At 46.6% G+C, this 18,781-nt stretch carries 16 protein-coding genes, 1 pseudogene and 1 riboswitch; of the genes and pseudogenes, 9 read left to right on the forward strand and 8 right to left on the reverse strand.

Annotated elements, in window-relative coordinates; all coding sequences use genetic code 11:
• The first annotated feature begins 59 nt into the window (after positions 1–59).
• Positions 60–1,256 carry a [FeFe] hydrogenase H-cluster maturation GTPase HydF gene (gene hydF, locus H9X84_RS02755; protein ID WP_205132792.1) on the forward strand — a complete coding sequence of 399 codons (1,197 nt, stop codon included), beginning with the start codon at positions 60–62 and terminating at the stop codon, positions 1,254–1,256.
• A gap of 160 nt (positions 1,257–1,416) precedes the next feature.
• Here hydF and H9X84_RS02760 read toward each other — a convergent pair whose 3' ends face one another.
• Positions 1,417–1,578: a hypothetical protein gene (locus H9X84_RS02760; protein ID WP_205132793.1), complete on the reverse strand. Its 162-nt coding sequence runs from the start codon at positions 1,576–1,578 to the stop codon at positions 1,417–1,419.
• A 483-nt stretch (positions 1,579–2,061) separates the two neighbouring features.
• On the opposite strand from H9X84_RS02760, the gene H9X84_RS02765 reads away from it, so the two are divergent.
• From H9X84_RS02765 to H9X84_RS02790, 6 genes and pseudogenes are all read left to right on the forward strand, one after another.
• On the forward strand, positions 2,062–2,607 hold the full coding sequence (locus tag H9X84_RS02765) for a hypothetical protein (protein WP_205132794.1): 546 nt from the start codon (positions 2,062–2,064) through the stop codon (positions 2,605–2,607).
• Between the two features lie 26 nt (positions 2,608–2,633).
• Complete coding sequence (locus H9X84_RS02770) at positions 2,634–3,515, forward strand: dockerin type I domain-containing protein (protein WP_205132795.1); 882 nt, start codon at positions 2,634–2,636, stop codon at positions 3,513–3,515.
• Positions 3,516–3,526: 11 nt separating this feature from the next.
• Positions 3,527–3,790: a hypothetical protein gene (locus H9X84_RS02775; protein WP_205132796.1), complete on the forward strand. Its 264-nt coding sequence runs from the start codon at positions 3,527–3,529 to the stop codon at positions 3,788–3,790.
• Between the two features lie 27 nt (positions 3,791–3,817).
• Positions 3,818–3,967 (forward strand): annotated as a pseudogene (locus H9X84_RS13445) (fibronectin type III domain-containing protein); the annotation flags it as partial.
• Between the two features lie 87 nt (positions 3,968–4,054).
• Positions 4,055–7,150: a M60 family metallopeptidase gene (locus tag H9X84_RS02785; protein ID WP_205132797.1), complete on the forward strand. Its 3,096-nt coding sequence runs from the start codon at positions 4,055–4,057 to the stop codon at positions 7,148–7,150.
• Positions 7,151–7,168: 18 nt separating this feature from the next.
• Positions 7,169–8,551, forward strand: a complete 1,383-nt coding sequence (locus H9X84_RS02790; RefSeq protein WP_205132798.1) for an S-layer homology domain-containing protein — start codon at positions 7,169–7,171, stop codon at positions 8,549–8,551.
• A gap of 52 nt (positions 8,552–8,603) precedes the next feature.
• On the opposite strand, the gene H9X84_RS02795 is transcribed toward H9X84_RS02790, so the two are convergent.
• Complete coding sequence (locus H9X84_RS02795; protein ID WP_205132799.1) at positions 8,604–9,212, reverse strand: hypothetical protein; 609 nt, start codon at positions 9,210–9,212, stop codon at positions 8,604–8,606.
• A 164-nt stretch (positions 9,213–9,376) separates the two neighbouring features.
• Between H9X84_RS02795 and H9X84_RS02800 the strand changes: the two genes are divergently transcribed.
• A complete protein-coding gene (locus H9X84_RS02800; protein WP_205132800.1) occupies positions 9,377–9,541 on the forward strand; it encodes a hypothetical protein in 165 nt (54 codons plus the stop codon).
• 100 nt (positions 9,542–9,641) lie between these two features.
• On the opposite strand, the gene H9X84_RS02805 is transcribed toward H9X84_RS02800, so the two are convergent.
• A complete protein-coding gene (locus tag H9X84_RS02805; RefSeq protein WP_205132801.1) occupies positions 9,642–11,042 on the reverse strand; it encodes an MATE family efflux transporter in 1,401 nt (466 codons plus the stop codon).
• Between the two features lie 248 nt (positions 11,043–11,290).
• On the opposite strand from H9X84_RS02805, the gene H9X84_RS02810 reads away from it, so the two are divergent.
• The gene (locus H9X84_RS02810; RefSeq protein WP_205132802.1) at positions 11,291–12,637 is read left to right on the forward strand and encodes an MATE family efflux transporter; all 1,347 of its coding nucleotides are present in this window, start codon (positions 11,291–11,293) and stop codon (positions 12,635–12,637) included.
• Between the two features lie 56 nt (positions 12,638–12,693).
• Here H9X84_RS02810 and H9X84_RS02815 read toward each other — a convergent pair whose 3' ends face one another.
• The 5 genes from H9X84_RS02815 to H9X84_RS02835 all read right to left on the reverse strand — a co-directional run bounded on the left by H9X84_RS02815 (position 12,694) and on the right by H9X84_RS02835 (position 18,597).
• The gene (locus tag H9X84_RS02815; RefSeq protein WP_205132803.1) at positions 12,694–13,557 is read right to left on the reverse strand and encodes an undecaprenyl-diphosphate phosphatase; all 864 of its coding nucleotides are present in this window, start codon (positions 13,555–13,557) and stop codon (positions 12,694–12,696) included.
• A 94-nt stretch (positions 13,558–13,651) separates the two neighbouring features.
• Positions 13,652–14,578, reverse strand: a complete 927-nt coding sequence (locus H9X84_RS02820) for a tRNA dihydrouridine synthase (protein WP_205132804.1) — start codon at positions 14,576–14,578, stop codon at positions 13,652–13,654.
• Positions 14,579–14,619: 41 nt separating this feature from the next.
• Positions 14,620–15,867 carry a chloride channel protein gene (locus H9X84_RS02825; RefSeq protein WP_205132805.1) on the reverse strand — a complete coding sequence of 416 codons (1,248 nt, stop codon included), beginning with the start codon at positions 15,865–15,867 and terminating at the stop codon, positions 14,620–14,622.
• Positions 15,868–15,911: 44 nt separating this feature from the next.
• A riboswitch (Fluoride riboswitch) is annotated at positions 15,912–15,986 on the reverse strand.
• Between the two features lie 30 nt (positions 15,987–16,016).
• A complete protein-coding gene (locus H9X84_RS02830) occupies positions 16,017–16,940 on the reverse strand; it encodes a carbon-nitrogen hydrolase family protein (protein ID WP_205132806.1) in 924 nt (307 codons plus the stop codon).
• Positions 16,941–17,040: 100 nt separating this feature from the next.
• Positions 17,041–18,597 (reverse strand): S-layer homology domain-containing protein, encoded by a 1,557-nt coding sequence (locus tag H9X84_RS02835; RefSeq protein WP_205132807.1) that lies wholly within the window; start codon positions 18,595–18,597, stop codon positions 17,041–17,043.
• Positions 18,598–18,781 lie beyond the last annotated feature (184 nt).

Raw genomic sequence — 18,781 nt, forward strand, 5'->3', positions numbered from 1 at the left:
TTTTAATTCCAGCCGGAAATCATATTTTTATGTAGAACCAGAAGCAAAAGGAGGTTTTTATGGGTTTACAGGACACACCATCTGCGGAACGAGTACAAATTGGATTTTTCGGCTGCCGCAACGCCGGGAAATCCAGTCTGGTCAATGCGATAACCAATCAGGAAATGGCTTTGGTCTCCCCTGTCAAAGGAACAACGACCGATCCCGTGACAAAGGCTATGGAATTGCTACCATTAGGTCCGGTACTTATCATCGATACTCCCGGCATCGACGACGAAGGAGGGCTGGGAGAACAGCGGGTCAGAAGAACAAAACAAGTACTCAACCGTATTGACTGTGCTGTGCTGGTCGTTGACAGCCAGACCGGGAAAACTGCGGCGGATCTGGAGTTGATGGAGCTGTTTCATCAAAAACAGGTTCCTTTCCTGATCGCTTATAACAAAAGTGATCTCAGACAGCCTGTTCTGGCTGCGGAAAATGAAATTGCGGTCAGTGCCCTTCGCAAAACTGGTATTGAAGAATTGAAGGAACAACTGGCGCAGCTGGGAAAATCTAAGGAACAGGAACGGACACTGGTACGGGATCTGGTTTCAGCAGGAGATCTGGTAGTTCTGGTAACACCGATTGACAGTGCCGCACCAAAGGGACGTTTGATCCTGCCGCAGCAGCAAACCATCCGTGATTTATTGGAGGCCAATGCGGTGCCAGTGGTAACGAAAGAAAATATGCTTTCCTCCGCCCTTTCCGCATTAGGCAAAAAGCCTACGCTTGTTATAACAGACAGTCAGGTTTTTGCAAAAGCCAATGCAGATACGCCCAAGGACATCCCTTTGACTTCCTTCTCTATTTTAATGGCCCGCTATAAAGGCTTTTTGACGGACGCGGTTCTTGGAGTAGCGGCCATTGAGACTTTGGATGAGGGCGATAAGGTTTTGATTTGTGAAGGGTGTACGCATCATCGTCAATGTGAAGATATCGGGACAGTAAAAATCCCTCGCTGGCTGCGGCAGCATACAGGCAAAAATTTGGAACTTATTCACACATCCGGAAAGGATTTCCCTGAGGATCTTTCTTCCTATAAGCTGGTAATCCATTGCGGCGGCTGTATGTTAAATGAGCGCGAAATTACCTATCGTCGCAAATGCGCTGCGGATGCTGGCGTGCCATTTACGAATTACGGTATTGCCATTGCTTATATGACCGGTATTTTAAAACGCAGCATCGAGATATTCCCTTCTCTCCATAAATTGATCTAACAAAAAAACAGGCAGCTGTCTTTCGGAATAAATCCCGGAAACAGAGGCCTGTTTTTTCGCTAAATCATAAATATACCTGTATCAGCGTAAGGACCAGAGCAATCACCAAAATTCCAACAGCCATCAGCCATGTTTGTTTTTTACCGGAACCCATCTGTGTCTACGCTTTTGTCAGTGGTTTTTTCCATAGATACATGGCAAAAGATGCAATCATGAAAATAGCAAGACGGATAGGCCAAATGGCTCCTCCCGCCAGATCAGATGCTTGATTTGTAAAACTGAGCAGAAACAATACCACCATGATATGCTGCAGCCATCTCATCCACGCTCTCCCCCTTTTTCTGTTCTTTGAATATATCGGTTTATTTAGAGGGTATCATTCCGCTGGTAAGGAAACAAATACATTTTTCTTAAGATTCCTTACAAATAATATTTTGTTTGGTGTAAATGATCTTTTGCTGCTGTTTTTATTCTCTTTCTGTATGACAATCAACTTTTTAACCTTAATTTCCTTAAATTCCCTGCCAGATTATTGCCTAAATTTACATTTTCTTACATGAATGTAAATTAGTGATTCTTACCATAATGTTTTACAGCCATCAAGAAAAAGTGTATCTAAAATCAAACATAACCACATTCTTTTTTACAATTTTGGGGAAAGCCACGATTCTGCAAAAACCTAGTAAATCTATCGTAATAGTAATATTATTATGATATACTTTCACACAGTGTATCTGAAATTGTCTTACGCTTTTCGATACATGAATTTTTACACGAGAAAAATGGAAAGAGAGGTATTGATTTTATGAAGAAAAACGCACTGCCTTGTATTATTCTGGCAGCGATTATGGCAGCAGGCTCTGCGCCCGCTGTCCACGGGGAGGAACTAACCGCATCCGATGTGATCTCTTCGCAGGAGACAGAACATGTATCCGGGGATTCATGGGCCGAAGATGAATCCGAAGCAGAAGCATCTGATAAAGAAGAAGAAACTGACGAGAATGAAGCGCCTGAAGCCTTCCCGCTTCCGGAACAAGGTCATGAGGATGGCCAAGAGGAGGAAGATCAACAGAAAGAAGCCATCACGGAGGATGTGGAGGAAGATACTCCCGAGCTTCTCATAGAGGATGAAGAAATTTTAACACCACTTGCGCTGGAAAGCGTAGAGAGCACCAGCACCATTACCGTTCGTGTGCGAATGGATTATCCTATGACAAAGTCCGCTGTTCAACAGCAGAATATTTCCATGGAAATTGCGCCTGCCTCTACAGGAAAACAGATCTCTCCGGTGATCTCTCTCACCTATCTGGACGAAAACGGAGACGCCTGTGGTGATATGATGATATTGTAGCCGCTATTGATCTGGTTGCGGAGGGAATGCCCGCCGGAGAAGCGGAAAATACATATGATGTGACGGTATCCGGCGACGGCTATCGCACATTTACCTACCATGATTTATCTTTAGAACAGCACGCTAAGGTCATTACCATCGGGACAAAAGAAAGCAGCTTTACACTGGGCGATGTCAATGACGATGGCAAGATCGACCTGAAGGATCTGAAGCTGGTAGAAGCCGCTCTGAGAACAAATGATTCTGATTATGACATCAATAAAGACGGCAGAGTAAATATTGTGGATATTTCTATTGTGAACCGCGGTATGATCGTTCCGGTTGGAGGAAAGGCATTGGTACAGAATGGGGCCATGGTTGCCAGCGCCCTCATCGGCACCATTGACGCTGATGAAACAGATCTTTCCGGCATTGCCCTTTCCGGCGATACCAGCATCAGTGATCTTTTCGTGGGAGAAAGCACTGTCACCGTTTCCAAGGCGGATGGCCAAAAAGAGATTTCCGAAGATGCGCCGCTGAATATTCCCATTGTATTTACAGAAGGCGTTGCCATGAGTGAAGTACAGATCGCGACACCTGCGGCAAATGGTATTGAGGAATTTCAGGTAATCGTAGAAACCGAAGACAACGGCAGAATTGTGTATGGGAGCACATCTCGTACAAAAACAGCGGCCCTTTTATCCAGGTCCGCCCGGGAAGCAGATCAGGTGATTGTTGTAAATCTGGGCACTCGTAAAGTCGTAAAAAAAATCACGATTCAGGTAACAAAAACAGCAGATAACGAAACAGCCGTTATCAAGCAGATTGCCTTTGTAGAAAATACACTGGCAAAGGCTCCTGAAGCGGAAGCGGCAAAACCCAAGAACGTAACCGCCTCCCCTGCCAGTCCAGTGAGAGTGTATCTCTGAAATGGGATGCCATGTCCAATGTTACAGGCTGCAAAGTATATTACGGCACATCTCAGAATGCTTTGACAAAATCTGTTTCCGCCACCAAAAATCAAGTTACCGTGGAAGGTCTGGAAAATCTTCAAAAATATTATTTCATGGTAGTTGGCACCAGTGACGGATGGGAAAGTGCTTCCTCCTCTGTGGTCTCTGCAACCCCAATTCCCGAAGATAAACCGGTTGCACCGACTACATTGAGTGTAACAGCTATGGATTCCGCTCTTCGTTTTGGATGAGGAAAAACAGAAAACGCTACCGGATATATTATATACTATCGTGAAAAGGGCCAGACTGACTGGATTTCTAAAAATGTAGGCAACGTCACCACCACATCCATTGGCAGTCTGACCAATGGCACAACCTATGAATTTTGTGTAGAAGCCTATAATCAGGCGGGAACAGGCCCCCGCTCCATTATTGTAGAAGGCGTACCGAAATCTCTGGAAATTACAGGACCGGAACTGCCTACGGAAAACAGAATCGACAATGCGCTGATTACAGTGCGTGCTGACAGCGGCGGCGCGGGCAACGTTAACTGGAACGAATGCCCGAATTTTAAAGTCGATCATATTCTGGACGGAAATTACAGCACATTCTGGCAGTCTGGCTTATGGTACGGCAACCAGAGCTTTACCTTTGATTTTTCTGCGCCTCAGAGCATGAACTACATGATTTATGTTCCCAGACAGGGGGATATCACCTATACCTCCCAAATGAGGGACTATAAGATTACCGCTTATCGGAAAACAGCAGAAGGAACTTATGAAGTCATTGGAACACGGGCGGCAAATATCAACGCGAAAGTCATTCAGGATGGCACAGGTTATCTGGTACTGGAAATTCCAGAGGTAGATGATATTTCCCGCATCACGGTAAATGTTGGCCAATGGGAAGGCGGAAAGTCTGTTACACTTTCCGAGGCGGCTTTCTACCATCTGGATGATACACCGGAGCAGATTGCGGACCTCTTTGCCAACGGCAGCTTTACACAGCTGAAATACAATGCTTCAGAAACTCTGAAAAAAGTTGAGGAATTGAAAACAAAGGTGGAAAGCACTTCCGCTTTCTATCTGAAAAAAGACATGATGCTGCGCGAACTGCAGGACGCGAAAGCGCTGGCGGAAGGCCAGGTTCTTGCGGTACAAGATGGATTCCAGTCCAGAAGCATTTCCGCAGACAGCAAATATGGACAAACCGCATCCATTTTACAGCCTCTGGGCGTTACGGCGGAAGCAAACAGTGAGTTTGTCATTTACGCGGATCTGCCGGAGGACAGTCCTGTTTCCATTGTACCAACACAGTATTACGCGGACGCTGGCTCCTGGCAGGCTCCGGCAATCCGCCTGCAAAACGGCAGAAACGTCATCAGCGTATCTCAAGTAGAAACCGTAGCCACAGAGAAAGGCGGCCCTCTTTACCTGACATACGGCGGAGCGCATCCCGAGGAAATTCAGCTTCGCATCGTTACAGATGAAAGCAAAAACGGAAAAATCCCCATGCTGGAGCTTTCCAACTGGTATCAGATATCTGAAAAGGACAGAAAAGATGCCATCCAGACCTATGTGGATGAAGTTTCCGCTTACGTTCAGAAAAAAGGCAGCACATTGAACCAGACAAGTATTTGGAATCAGACAGAAATTTCTACCCCCAGCGTATTGCTTTCCATTCCTGTAAAGGAAGCAGCAAACGGGCTGACTGTAGATTCTCTTTATGACGCAATTCTGGCCTGGGAAGACGTTTCTTATGTGGTTAATACAACACAGGGAATCGTAGATACAGCAAAAGAGGACTATCAGTATCCTATGGAGAGCCGTCAGAATATCCGCTACATGCGCATGTTCGGCTCTGCCTTTATGTATGCCGCCGGCAATCATATCGGTGTTGGATACACATCCGCCGGAGAACTGACCAAGGGCCAGCCTGTCACTAAGCTGGCGCAGGAGGCGGAAAGCAATGGTCTTTACGGTTGGGGCATCGCCCATGAAATCGGCCATAACATGGATAAACTGGGCAAAACCGAAATCACAAACAACCTTTACTCTTTGATGGTACAAAGCTATGATGGGAAGGATATGACTTCCCTCCCCACTCGACTGGAAACAGAAGGCAAGTATGACGACATTTTCCAGAAAACGGCGGAAGCTCGTCCTGGTTCAGCGAATAATGTTTTTGTACAGCTGGGGATGTACTGGCAGCTGCATCTGGCTTATGATGATGCCAGCGAGCCCATGGCCTTCTATCAGGAATTCTTCCAGCTTTGGAAATCCGGGGAATACGCTTCCGGCAATGACTACGACAATCGTTTTGCTCTTATTGCTTCCAAAGTGGCTGATCGTGACTTAACAGAATTCTTCACCCGTTGGGGGATGGAATTAAGTGAATCCACAAAACGTACCTTGAAGACATACGAAGAGGAGACCAGAGCGATCTGGTATCTCAATGACGATTCCCGCAGAAACCGTCTTGACGACAAAGGGAAAGCAAATGGTACATTGACGCTGGAACCCGTTTCTATAACAGATTCTGCTGATGGAAGCGGTCAGGATGTAACGCTTCGTTTCAGCCATACAGACAGTGAAAACATTCTGGGCTATGAAATTTTAAGAGATGGCAAATCTATTGCCTTCACCCAGAAAACAACTTATACCGATCAGATTGGTACAGCAAACAATACGGTACTGACCTACTCTGTTCGTGCTATTGATAAGCAGGGGAATCCTTCCGCGGACGCTGAGGAACAACAGGTGCGGATTTCCTATGACAATGTTTTAGAAGCAGATTTGTACGAGCTGTCCCGGGAAGGCACCACAATTACCATTACCATGAAGGACGGCAAGGCACAGTCTGTTGCCGGAATTAAGCTGGATCAGACAACATCTTCTGTTACGGCACACATTTCCACAAATGCAGACGATAATCAGAAAGAAACTACATTAATCCTGAGCCAGAATATGAGCGACGAAGGCAAATTCAAGGCCTACTTCACCAAGCCCGGCGCGAATGAAACAGACAGCCGTATTTGGACCTACGACGCCACTAAAATTGTACTGGAGCATGTACCTGAGGGTGCCGCTGTACAGCTGATCGGTGCCGTTAATGATGATGTGGCATTTCATATGGACGGCGCGTCCATCGGCAGACTTTCTCACAATTTCCAGTGGGGAGATACATCCGACGAAGTGATTCCGGCTGGATCTTTGGTCATTGTAGGTACTTATGTAGGTGATCCCAGATACAACTACGTGGAAATCCAGGGTGAATTTACTGTAAGAGATCTGGAAACAGGCACTGAGTCCAAAGAGATTCGCCCTATCAACGGCGAAACCTATTTGCTGGCCGAGATTCCGGAAGATGGACAGGTCAGTCTGATTAGCAACGGTATGTTCCTGTATGTCATCGACGAGGATATGGAAGACAGTCTGAAAGGAGATCATGTGGACTGCGATCAGCCCAGTTCCCTTCCCGACCGTATCCAGGCTTTGCTGTACAGAACAGACAGTATTTCCAGCACAAACGGACGTGTTACCGCAAAAACGGTATGGATCACCTCTCCCGACGCAGACAGCCTGCCTTCCATCGTTTTGGAGCAAAATTAAAAAAGGAGGAACTAATTTATGAAAAAAATAGCTACCCTTCTGACCGGTATCCTGTCGGCATCTTTGATGATGCCGACTGCCGCCCTGGCCGCAGGCCCCGGCGTAGCCCTTTACTGGGACAGAACGGCAGATACAGCAAGTGTATATGTTTCCGGTCTTTCTGAACGTATCACCGGCTTAGAATTGACTTTAGACGCGAAACAGGATGTTTCCGGCGTTACATTTCAGGCACAAAAAGATATGGCCTATGGCCATTTCAAAACAAACGGTACTTCTTTCACTATTTATGTTGACGCTGTAAGTGTCATAGACAGCGAAAATGGAAAAATCTATCTGGGAGATCTCAGCGTATCCGATCAGATTTCCTTTTTGCGGGCATCTGATCTGGTTACCATAAATGAAGACGACAATTCTGCTGTTTATGATTCTGTTACCCTGGAAAACAACGATTCCGGAGAAAGTACAGATCCCCCTGAGGACAGCGGCAACGATGAGGACAACAAACCCGGGGACAACGATTCTACTGGCGACGGCAGTACAGGAGGCGGCAGCCAAAACAATGGAGGCTCTGGAAATAACAATGGAAGCGGCGGTTCCGGCGGCAGTTCCAGCAGTTCTGGTTCCTCATCCTCTTCCCGCCCTTCCATTGTCGGTGGACTTACCAACGGCACTATCTCCTACAACAGCAACGGCAGCATCACCATCCGCCCGAACAGCGGCTATGAAATCAAAGATGTCCTGCTTAATGGCGTCTCTATGGGCGCAGTCACAACCCTGTATCAACTTACCTCGGAAGACAAGGTTGAGGTGATTTTTGTGGAAACCGCAAAAGAACCTGTACAGAATGAATCCTCTTCTGCCGGTTTTACGGATGTACCCGCCGGACAGTGGTATGCATCCTCTGTTTCCTATGTAACACAGAGAGGTCTGTTTTCCGGCGTCAGTGAAACAGAATTTGCCCCGATGCAGAGCATGACAAGAGGAATGTTAGTATCTGTTCTGTATCGTATGCAGGGAGCGAATTATACAGGGAATGTCCCCTTCCAGGATGTGCCCTCCGGTGCATGGTATGAAAAGGCCGTAGGCTGGGCTTATGCCAACCAGGTAGTATCCGGTGTGACAGCTACCTCCTTCTCTCCGAATACACCCATTAAAAGAGAGGATGCCGCCGTTATGCTGAAACGATATCTGGTATCCGCCGGCGTTTCCTTAGAAAGCGGCGCCCCTTCCTTCAGCGATAACGGGTCCATCAGCGCTTATGCCAAGGACAGCGTTGCGGCCATGCAGAAAGCCGGACTTCTCTCCGGTGACGATGCCGGAAACTTCCGCCCGAAAGCGGAAATTACCCGCGCAGAGATTGCATCCATTTTCCAGCGCATGTGTCAAAAATACGGTTTATAAGCAGACGAAACGCAAAAGAGCACCCCATAAAATAAAATGGGGTGCTCTCCTTTTATTCTTTTGTCAGGACAGGGGTACTTCCCTGATTTGAGATCTGATAGCCAAGTGCTTCCGCCAGATCCCGTATTTTGATAAAGTTTGTACCATCCTTTAATATCCGATCCACGGGATATTCTTTTCCGTTAACGATAATCTTCCCTTTTTCCACCACTTCCAAATCCTCCCTTTCTTCGTAAACAATATCCCTTAATTTCAGCCAGTGCGTGAAATCCGCTTTTTGCAGGCTGTTTTTCCTGCATCCGTAGGCACTGCCGTCTTCCGCGATGTATTCCCCACCGCCAATATAAATACCGATATGCCCTTGTTTCCACACGGCTGCTCCGATGGGCGCTTTGGAAATCTCTGAAATGGGATGAATCTCTACCGCAGTATCGTGATATCCCTGGGAACTGCGGATGATCCCGGTAGCCCAAGAGATCAAGCCGGAACAGTCACAGCAGACTTTTCCGATTTTGCTTTTATCGCTGTCCCATACGAGAGCTCCATAGAGTTTTTTTAATTGCAGAAATTTTTCCGGGGTCATTACGGCCCCTTTCATTCCATATACATAGGGAACTCCCAGCTTAGATACGGCAAATCGCGCCAATTCTTTGCCTGTCATATAATCACCTCCTTTTTCCATACTATGTACAAGACTGTTTTCAGAGACCATTCTTGTCTTTTATTTTAAAAAAGAAAACGTCTCAAAACATCTCAATAGAGTTTCCAGCAGAAAAAAACATAAAGCAAAAGGAATTTTGTCATACTAATCTCGAGGTGAGAATCATGAAAAAAACGAAAAAAAAGAAAGTGCCTAAAGATACTATCCCGGCAGGAGATCTGTACAGTATCCGTCAAAATTCCGAATACAGCGACAGCGGCAAGGCCGCCCCGGACAATAATATTTTCTGGGAAGAACGAAGCAACCCGCTCAGTTCCAAGGGGAACTAAGCCCCGCAAAACAAAACACTGCAAAACAAAATCGCTGGAGTCCTTTTACAAGGCTTCCAGCGATTTTGTTATCTGCTATTTCCGTTTTTTATTTATTTCACTACACGGCTTCCGCCATTTCGTTTTTTCCCATCTCCGCACAGAACTGATTCTGGCGCCGTTTCAGCAAAGTCCCCATGACTTTAAAATAAACAACAGACGAAATGCAGGCGCTGATAATATCTGTTGCGGATTCCGCAAAAAATACGTTTTCCACACCAAATAAAACGGGAAAGGCAAGCATGAGACAGAAATAAATGGTTTTTCTTGTGGTGGAAAGTGTAATGGCGTATTTTACCGCCGACAGGCCCGTAAAGCCATCCACAATGGTATACTGCACCGCCAAAGGAATAATCATCCAGCACATAGCCTTGATTGCCTTAACGGAAAGCTCTCTGTAAAATACATCATCTGTAAACAGCCGAACGAAGTACGGTGATAATAAATGTGCCGCCAGCATCATAACAGCCGTAAAGATCACACAAAGGAACAATGTATATTTCTGACCGGAGCGGATTCTGTCGATCTGACAGGCGCCGTAATTGAATCCCAGAATGGGTTGGGAAGAAGATGTGATTCCGCCCAGAGGCAACGTCACCAACAGGAAAAAGCTCTGTGCGATGGTATTGCAGGTCACCAGCTGATCGCCATAGCCTGGGCCGCCATAGTGCTGAAGCACCATATTCATGGCGATAATCAAAACACTGTCAAAGGCCACAATAACAAAGGGCGAGAGTCCTGTCAAAAGAATCCGTGCCATCAAAACCTTTTGATATCCGCCAAAAGTAATCCGAACCGGCGGTCTTCTGCCAAACAGAAACAGAAGTACAAAAATACAGGAAATCATCTGCGCGATCACTGTTGCCACCGCCGCACCGGCAACCCCAAGGTCCAGCAGAAAAATAAATACAGGGTCCAACACGATATTGGTCACAGCGCCGATCAGTACAGAAGTCATGGCAATTTTGGAATAGCCCTGACAGGTGATAAAAGTATTCATCCCCATGGCGAGAATAGCAAACAAACTCCCTGCCGCGTAAATAGTCATATAGGTATTGGCATAGGGAAATGTAGTTTCACTGGCACCAAATACCATCAGCAGACGATCTTTAAATAAAAAGATAATGATAGTCATCAGCAGTGCCATCAAGATCATCAGCAGAAAACAGTTGGCCAGTATTGTTTCCGCGTCCTTGCGTTTTCCTTCTCCCATTTTAATGCTCATTAAAGGAGATCCGCCAACGCCGATCCACAGGGAAAAAGACGTAATCAGCGTCACAACAGGGCCACAGACGCCTACACCCGCCAGTGCAGTTTCTCCAATCTGTGGAATATTGCCGATAAAAATACGGTCTACGATACTGTACAGCACATTGATAAACTGGGCAAACATAGCCGGGATGGCCAGCCGAAGCACCAGTCCTTTCATTTCATCTGTCCCGAGATTATTTTCTCCCCGCAAAAGCGCTTCCTCCTCTCTTCTCTGGCATGAAATGGAACTGCGACAAACATAGCATAAGGAAACAAATTTCGTCAAGAGTTTTTTAAAAGTACAACCAGAATTTTTTTATCTGGTATTCTTCTGTTGACAGATGGTACAGCTTCTCTTATAATAGTACTGTATCTCGGATGCTTCGTTTGATACATTAGCGCCAACAAGTGTATAACTTGCTGGCGCTTTTTCACTCTTTTAGAACAGGAGGTCACAACATGGAGGAAAACAGCTTTTTGGAGGGAAAAATCCTGCCGTCTCTGATTAAATTTGCCATCCCTCTGATGCTTTCTTTGGTATTGCAGGCCCTTTACAGCGGCGTAGATCTGATGGTAGTAGGAAAATTCGGTTCTACCGCCAGCATTTCCGCTGTCTCTACTGGTGGGCAGGTGATGCAGTCTGCCACCGTCATCATTACAGGATTGACTATGGGCGTTACCGTTTTGCTGGGGCAGGCCATCGGTGCGGGGAAACAAGAAGAAACTGCCGCTATCGTTGCCGGACAGATCCGGCTTCTTATTGTTGTATCATTGTTTTTGACGGGTCTTTTGGTCTATTTTGCGGAAGACGCCGCCAGACTGGTCCATGTACCGGAAAAAGCCCTTCCCGAGGCTGTTTCCTATATCCGCATTTGCGCCTCCGGCATGATCTTTATTACGGCATATAACGCTGTCAGCGGCATTTTCCGCGGCATGGGAGATTCCCGATCCCCTTTTCTGTTTGTATTGATCGCCTGCATAATCAATATCATTCTGGATCTCATATTTGTGGGGATTTTTCATCTGTCTGCCGCTGGTGCCGCTATGGCTACCGTATCCGCTCAGGGATGCAGTTTTTTGTTCGCACTGCTCTATATGACTGCCATAAAGGATCGGCTCCCTTTTCGGATGACAAAAGACAGTTTTCGGCAAAAAGGAAGTATCCGTCGTATCCTTGCCATGGGGGTTCCCATTGCGGCACAGGATTTTCAGGTAAATATTTCTTTTCTGATTATAACCGCTATCATCAATACACTGGGACTTGTGGAATCCGCCAGCGTAGGCATCGCGGAAAAGCTCTTTATCTTTTTGGCTCTGGTCCCTATGAGTTTTATGTCAGCCCTTTCCGCCTTTGTGGCCCAAAATGTGGGCGCGGGCAAAACGGAGCGTGCCACAAAAGCCTTCTTCGCCGCTGTAAGGATATCCTTTAGCTGTGGCTTTCTGGTATTCCTGCTGACATTCCTTCAAGGAGATCTACTGGCGTCCATATTTACCTCAGACCCTCAGGTCATTGCTTCGACACAGCTTTATCTGAAAAGCTGCTCCTTTGAATATCTTTTTACAGCGGTGAATTTCTGTTTGCTGGGATATTTCAATGGCCGTGGGAAAACCAGATTTGTGCTGATTCAGGGCATATTGACCGTGTTTGCTGTCCGCATCCCTCTTTCCTACTGCCTGCGTATGATGCCCGGAACCAGTTTAATGCTGATTGGCGTGGCAGTCCCCCTCTCCGCCCTGTTTGAACTTCTGGTCTGCGCTTGGTATTTCCGCCGGCTTCAAAAAAACACTTCCTCCTGTGAAATATAAAAACATCCCCGAGAAATCTTATAATCAAAAGATCTCTCAGGGATGTTTTTTATACTTTATGCCGGTGCCAATAAGCCGAAGTAGGCCAGCACCACTATACCCAAAACGATTCGATACCAGCCAAAAACCTTAAAATCATGCCGCTTGATGTAGCCCATCAGAAATTTGATAACCAGAATAGACACCACAAAGGCGACTACCATGCCGGTAATCAAAATCGCCGCTTCCATTGCCGTAAAATGGAATCCGAACTGTACAATCTTCAAAAGGCTCGCGCCAAACATGACGGGAATCGCCAAAAAGAAGGTAAATTCTGCCGCAACTGTTCTGGAGACACCCAGCATCAGTGCGCCTACAATGGTTGCCCCGGAACGGGATGTGCCCGGGAAAATGGCTGCAATCAACTGGAAAAAACCAATATACAGCGCCAGACGGAAGGTGATTTCCGATAGTGCGTTGACCTTAGCGCCTTTGCCTTTATGTCGTTCCTCTACAATAAGGAAAGCGATACCAAATACAATCAGTGCCAGCGCAACCGTCGTGTAGTTATAAAACATTTCTTCGAATTTCTCGCTGAACAACAAGCCAATGACCGCCGCAGGCACACAGGCCACCAATATTTTCATCCACAGCCAGAAAATATCCAGATTGATATATGAAATCAAACCCGGCTTTTTCATTCTTCTGGTATAGACCGGTTTCTGGAAAGGAAAGATCTGGTTCCAGAAGATCACTACTACCGCCAAAATCGCCCCCAGCTGGATAACGACTTCAAACATTCTGTAAAATTCCTCTGAAACATCCAGGGGCATAAATTCATTAAATAGAATCATATGTCCTGTACTGCTGATGGGCAGCCATTCGGTGATCCCTTCAATGATACCAAACAGTGCCGCCTTAAATAACTCTATGAAATCCATAATTTACCTCTCATGCCTTTTTTATTGTCTTTGTATCTGTTCCATTATACTTTGTTTTTCCTGATTTATCCATGGAAGATGCCGTAAAATTTTCTTAATTTTCTTCCAGCAGCTGCTCCACTTCCTGCCGGTATACCTTGAGACTATTGGCTTTTCTGATTTTCTTCAAAGCTTTGCTGGAGTCTGGGAACATATACGCCCAATAGGCCCAAAGCTCTTTCATTTTAAACAGCGTATTTCTATCCCCAGACATATATTCCTCGTAACGGGCACACAGTTCTTCATGGAAGGCAGCAAATTCTCGCTTTTCCATAGCACAGCCGCCCCGGATTCTCCGGAAAAGAGACGGGTCCAAAAGCGCACCTCTGCCGATCATCATACCGGAAAGCTGCGGGAACATCTCTTTCATCTCCTTAAAATCCTCCACGGTGCAGATATCTCCATTATAACAAAGCGGCAGTTTGCATTCCTTCGCCACTTCTTTAAATATATCTCTTCTGGGCTGATTTTTATAATAGTCCTCCCGCACTCTGGCATGGAGAATCCATTCTTTCAGAGGATAATCCTGCAAAACCTCCATTAAGTCAAAGACCTCTTCCGGCTCTCGCATACCCAGACGTGTTTTAATGGAGATCTCCATTGGTGCATGTGCGCAGGCTTCTTCCAGAAAGCGGCGCAGTCCATCCAGATCCCGCAGCATTCCCGCGCCCTTTCCTTTTGCTACTACTGTCCCAGACGGACAGCCGCAGTTAAAATTGACTTCCTGATACCCCATTTCTGCCAGAACCCTGGCTGTACCTAGGAATACAGAGGCCCGGTTCGCCATGATCTGCGGCACCAGCCTAATACCTTCGTTATGCTCCGGCAAAACATCCCCTCGTTCCCGGTTTGTCATCCATTGATCCTGCACCGGTGCCAGAAAAGGCGAATAATACTGGTCCGCTCCACCAAAATGCTTTGCAAAAACAGTGCGGAAAATATATCCCGTGATCCCCTCCATAGGGGCAAAATACAGCTTCATAAAACTCTCCTTATCTCTTGTGACACATATGCTCTATCATATCACAGATCCTCTCCGGAAAAAAGCCCCTTCCACTGCTCCTTCCATTTCAGCCGCTTCTGTCTGCCGTAAATAGACGCAAAAGGAGAAAACAAATGGGCCATAAGACAAACCACCAGAAAGAACGGTGCCATGGAAAAACCGAATACCTCACAGCCAATCAGTATCGGCGCAAAAATAGTATTGGTTGCGCTGCCAAAAACAGTAGCGTATCCCAGCGCAGCTGTAAAAGCCACAGGCATCCCAAAGAAGCCGGAAAGCGCCACGCCCAAAGAGGCACCCATAGAAAACAGAGGCGTTACCTCCCCGCCCTGAAATCCAATGGCCAGCGTAAAAACAGTTAACAGCAGCTTGATTATCCAATCATAAGACAGAATTTCTTCTCCCGAAAAAGAGGCCGAGATTAAATTGGTTCCCAAACCGCAATATCTGCCCTTCCCCAGTACCATAAGACAAACCGTCAGAACAATGCCAAAGAAAAAAATCCGCTTTACCGGATGCGGAATCCACTGAACTGCTCTTTTTTTGGCCAGAGAAAGCAGCCAGGCGAAAAACGTCCCCGTCATTCCGAACAAAATGCCAAGAAGCAGAAGTTTTCCCCACATCGCCGGAGAAATGTCCGGCAATTCCAAAATCTCAACCGTAAATTTTTCCAGCCGCAGAAAAGAAGAGACACCATAGGCAGCGAAAGATGCCGTAAGAGCCGGCAGAAGGGCTCCCACAGCCAAACGGCCTACCAGCAATACTTCCACCGCAAAGGCGGCCGCTGCCAGAGGTGTCTGGAAAAGCCCGGCAAAGCCTGCCGCCATACCGACCATCAAATAAATACGGGCGGCTCCCGCTTCACTATTATTTCGGCTCATCCTGTTGGAGACAGCGGCGCCGATCTGCACAGCCACCCCTTCTCTTCCGGCACTTCCCCCAAAGAGATGGGTCAGCCAGGTACTAACCATTATCAGAGGAATCAATCTCGTGGGAATCCGCTGCTTTTCTCCATGGCCAACAGAAAAAACCAGCCCCATGCCTTCCTTGCTTTCGCCGCCCCATGTTTCATAGGCCCAAACCATGGCGGCCCCGGCCAATGCCAGAAAAGGCAAAAAATGCATTGGCGCGCTGTCCCGTATTTTTGTAATAAACAACAGCATATGCCCAAAAACAGCTGTAATAGCCCCTGCTGCCGCCCCAATGGGGATACTCCAGGCTATGATCTTCCACATATCCTTTCCCAGTCCAAATCGATATGGATGCATTTTCTCTGCCCCTTTCCCAATAAAAAAGCTGATGACACTGTAATAAAATCACAGAAGTCATCAGCCTTATTTCATGCGCTTTCGGTTTCCCGCGGGAGAACTTCATTCCCTTAAATTCTTATGTAGTTTATCATTGTTTTTTTCCGCTGTCAACCCTCATGGACACGCAATTCCAATACATCCGGTCTGGAGTAATGGCCGCTGCCGTCAAATTCCATACGGCTGGCCGGTACCTTATCCATATCCAAATCTGCGTAAATGATCTCTTCCTTATCCCATACAGGTTCTGTTTCGTAATGGCCGTAAGGGTCTACAACACAGCTGCCGCCGCGGCATACAATCTCCGGCAGTTTGGCGATTTCTTCCGGACAATGAAGATCCTTGGGATACATATCTCTGGTAAAGTACATATCGCAGTTGATAAAATAGCAATGACCTTCGATGGCAATATGGCGGATGGTGGCCTGCCATTCTTCGTTGTCGTTGGTATTGGGGGAAATGTACAGTGTCAGCCCCTTATCATAAAGAGCGACTCTTGCCAAAGGCATATAGCTTTCCCAGCAGATCAGGCTGCCCATAACGCCCCAGGGTGTTTCCGCCACAGGGAAGTAATCCTTGTTGGCATCGCCCCATACCACACGCTCTGCGCCGGTGGGTTTCAATTTTCTATGTACGGTAATCAGATTTCCTTCCGGATCAAAGAACAGGTTTGTGTTATACAGTGTTGCGGTTTGTGTATCACGTTCGGAAACGCCTACACTTACATAAGCGCCGGCTGCCTTTGCCGCAGCGCCAATGGCTTCTGTTTCCGGTCCGGGCACAACAACGGAATTGTCATAATACATTTTCCAGTCCAGTCTGCCTTCGGCATTTCTGCTTCCTACCGTAAAGCCAAAGGTCATGCCATAAGGATAGCCGGGAATAAACAGCTCCGGAAATACAATCAGTTCCGCTTTTTCTTTCGCGGCCTTCTGGATGTATTCTACTGTTTTCTTTGTGGACGCTTCCTTATCGAACATCACAGGAGCGGCCTGTACCACAGCAATACGACAGTTCTTTCTCAAGTCTTTCATGTGAATCCCTCTTTTCCGCAAAATATATTCGTAAGTTATTTAGTACATATATTATAACATATTTTACAGATAAAAGTACATCTTTTTTTCTGATTTCATCTTAAAACCCACACATATCCATAGTCAAATACAATGTCTTTGTGTTGGACGCAACGCCAACACCGGCATGGGTCATGGTTTCATCCGTAATAATGTTGAATCTGCCTGTATTTTTAAGCAGCTCAGTAAACAGCTCCGGCACATCTCCTCTGACATTGGCAATTACTTCGGAAGCCGTATGGAAATCTACAGCTTTTTTCTGCATCCTGGCAAAAGGCGTAGTACCATCGGGATTGTTATAATCGAAATAGTTCTGTTTTACCATGTCGGCGCTATGGTCCACGGAAGTTGCGGCCAAATTTTCTTCCCAAACCAAAGGTTCCTCATTTTCCAATACACGCAGTGTATTGATGAGTGCAAAAATTTCTTCGGCAATATCCTCACGAAGAGAAAGATTTGTACCGCTGGTCAGATGGTCGCCTTTGGCAAATGTCAAATCCGTTACAAGAACTCCACGAATCTGCCCGATATAATCCATGGGAAACATGACCTGAACAGTGTCATCCTCGTAAATCCCGCTGTGGCTGTACGCACTGATACGGATATCCGCGTCCATTTGAGAAGGCAGTTCAGGTACAGTTTTGCCATTCCAGACCATTTCGTCTGCCAAAATGTAAAACGTAATGACCTGATTCTTCTGGATTGATGCCAGCAGACAGATGTTATCATCCGCATCATATACATACCGTGTCAGACCATATACCGTATCATCCACGGAGGAAGGTTCTCCCCAAATGGATTTCAGCTCGGATACTGTCATACCCACGGAAATTTTCTTTCCATGAACAGATACTGAAGCGGCAGCAGTATACGTTTCCCCAGCTCCGGCTTCTTCCTGCGTGGGAGAATCTGGTTCCGGGCTTACTTCCTCAGAAGCAGCAGACTCCTCCTGCCCTTCCTCTTCCGCAATAGAACTCTCCGGCGTCGTAACCTGGCCGCCGCCTGTATATTCCTGCGCATATTCCATTACATTGACCAGTACCACAAGAGCCTCCTGTACCCTTAGGGAATTGTGAGGCAAAAATGTTCCATCAGTGTACCCAGACATAAATCCCGCCGCACTGATCTGGTGAATATAATTCTGACTGGTTTCTTTCAGACCGGAAATATCCGTAAAAGTACGGCTGTCTCCCTGCTCTTCCAGCGGAATGCCGCAGGCATTGAGAAGTCTGGACAGGATAATGCAGAGCTGCTCCCGGGTCAAGGGAGAATCAGGACGGAAGGTACCATCTCCCATACCGGAGATGATTTTCAGTTCACTGGCCGCAAGCACATCCGGGTCCGAACAATCCGTAAATGTACTTGTCCCGGAAGGAACCGCTGCTTTTCCGGTAATTTGTTCATATAATGCCATTGCCGACTGGCAAAACTCCGCGCGGGTGATAGGAGAAGTTGCTTTTTGCAGTAATGTCTCTGTGGCAATCCCATTTTCATAGGCCTTTTCCACCATTGGCCGGGCCCAGGACTGCGCATTTGTGGACACCGCCGCGAAAACAGGCTGTAATCCCATACAAACCGCAAGAATGGCTGCCAGCAGACAAGCCGTCAGCTTTTTCATACGATCACTCCTTTATGTTTCTGAATTTCTATGATTCTTTAATGGTCCATGGATCTAAAGATCCGAAAACATATTTTGTTCCGCCTTGATTTGAAATTATTATACCATACTTCCTGAAAATGGCAAGAAAAAGGCATGTATCCGCCATTTCTGCGACAAAATAAGTCAAAATAAAGTTGTAATT

Source organism: Anaerotignum lactatifermentans (genome assembly GCF_016902535.1).
Taxonomy (GTDB): domain Bacteria; phylum Bacillota; class Clostridia; order Lachnospirales; family Anaerotignaceae; genus Anaerotignum; species Anaerotignum lactatifermentans_A.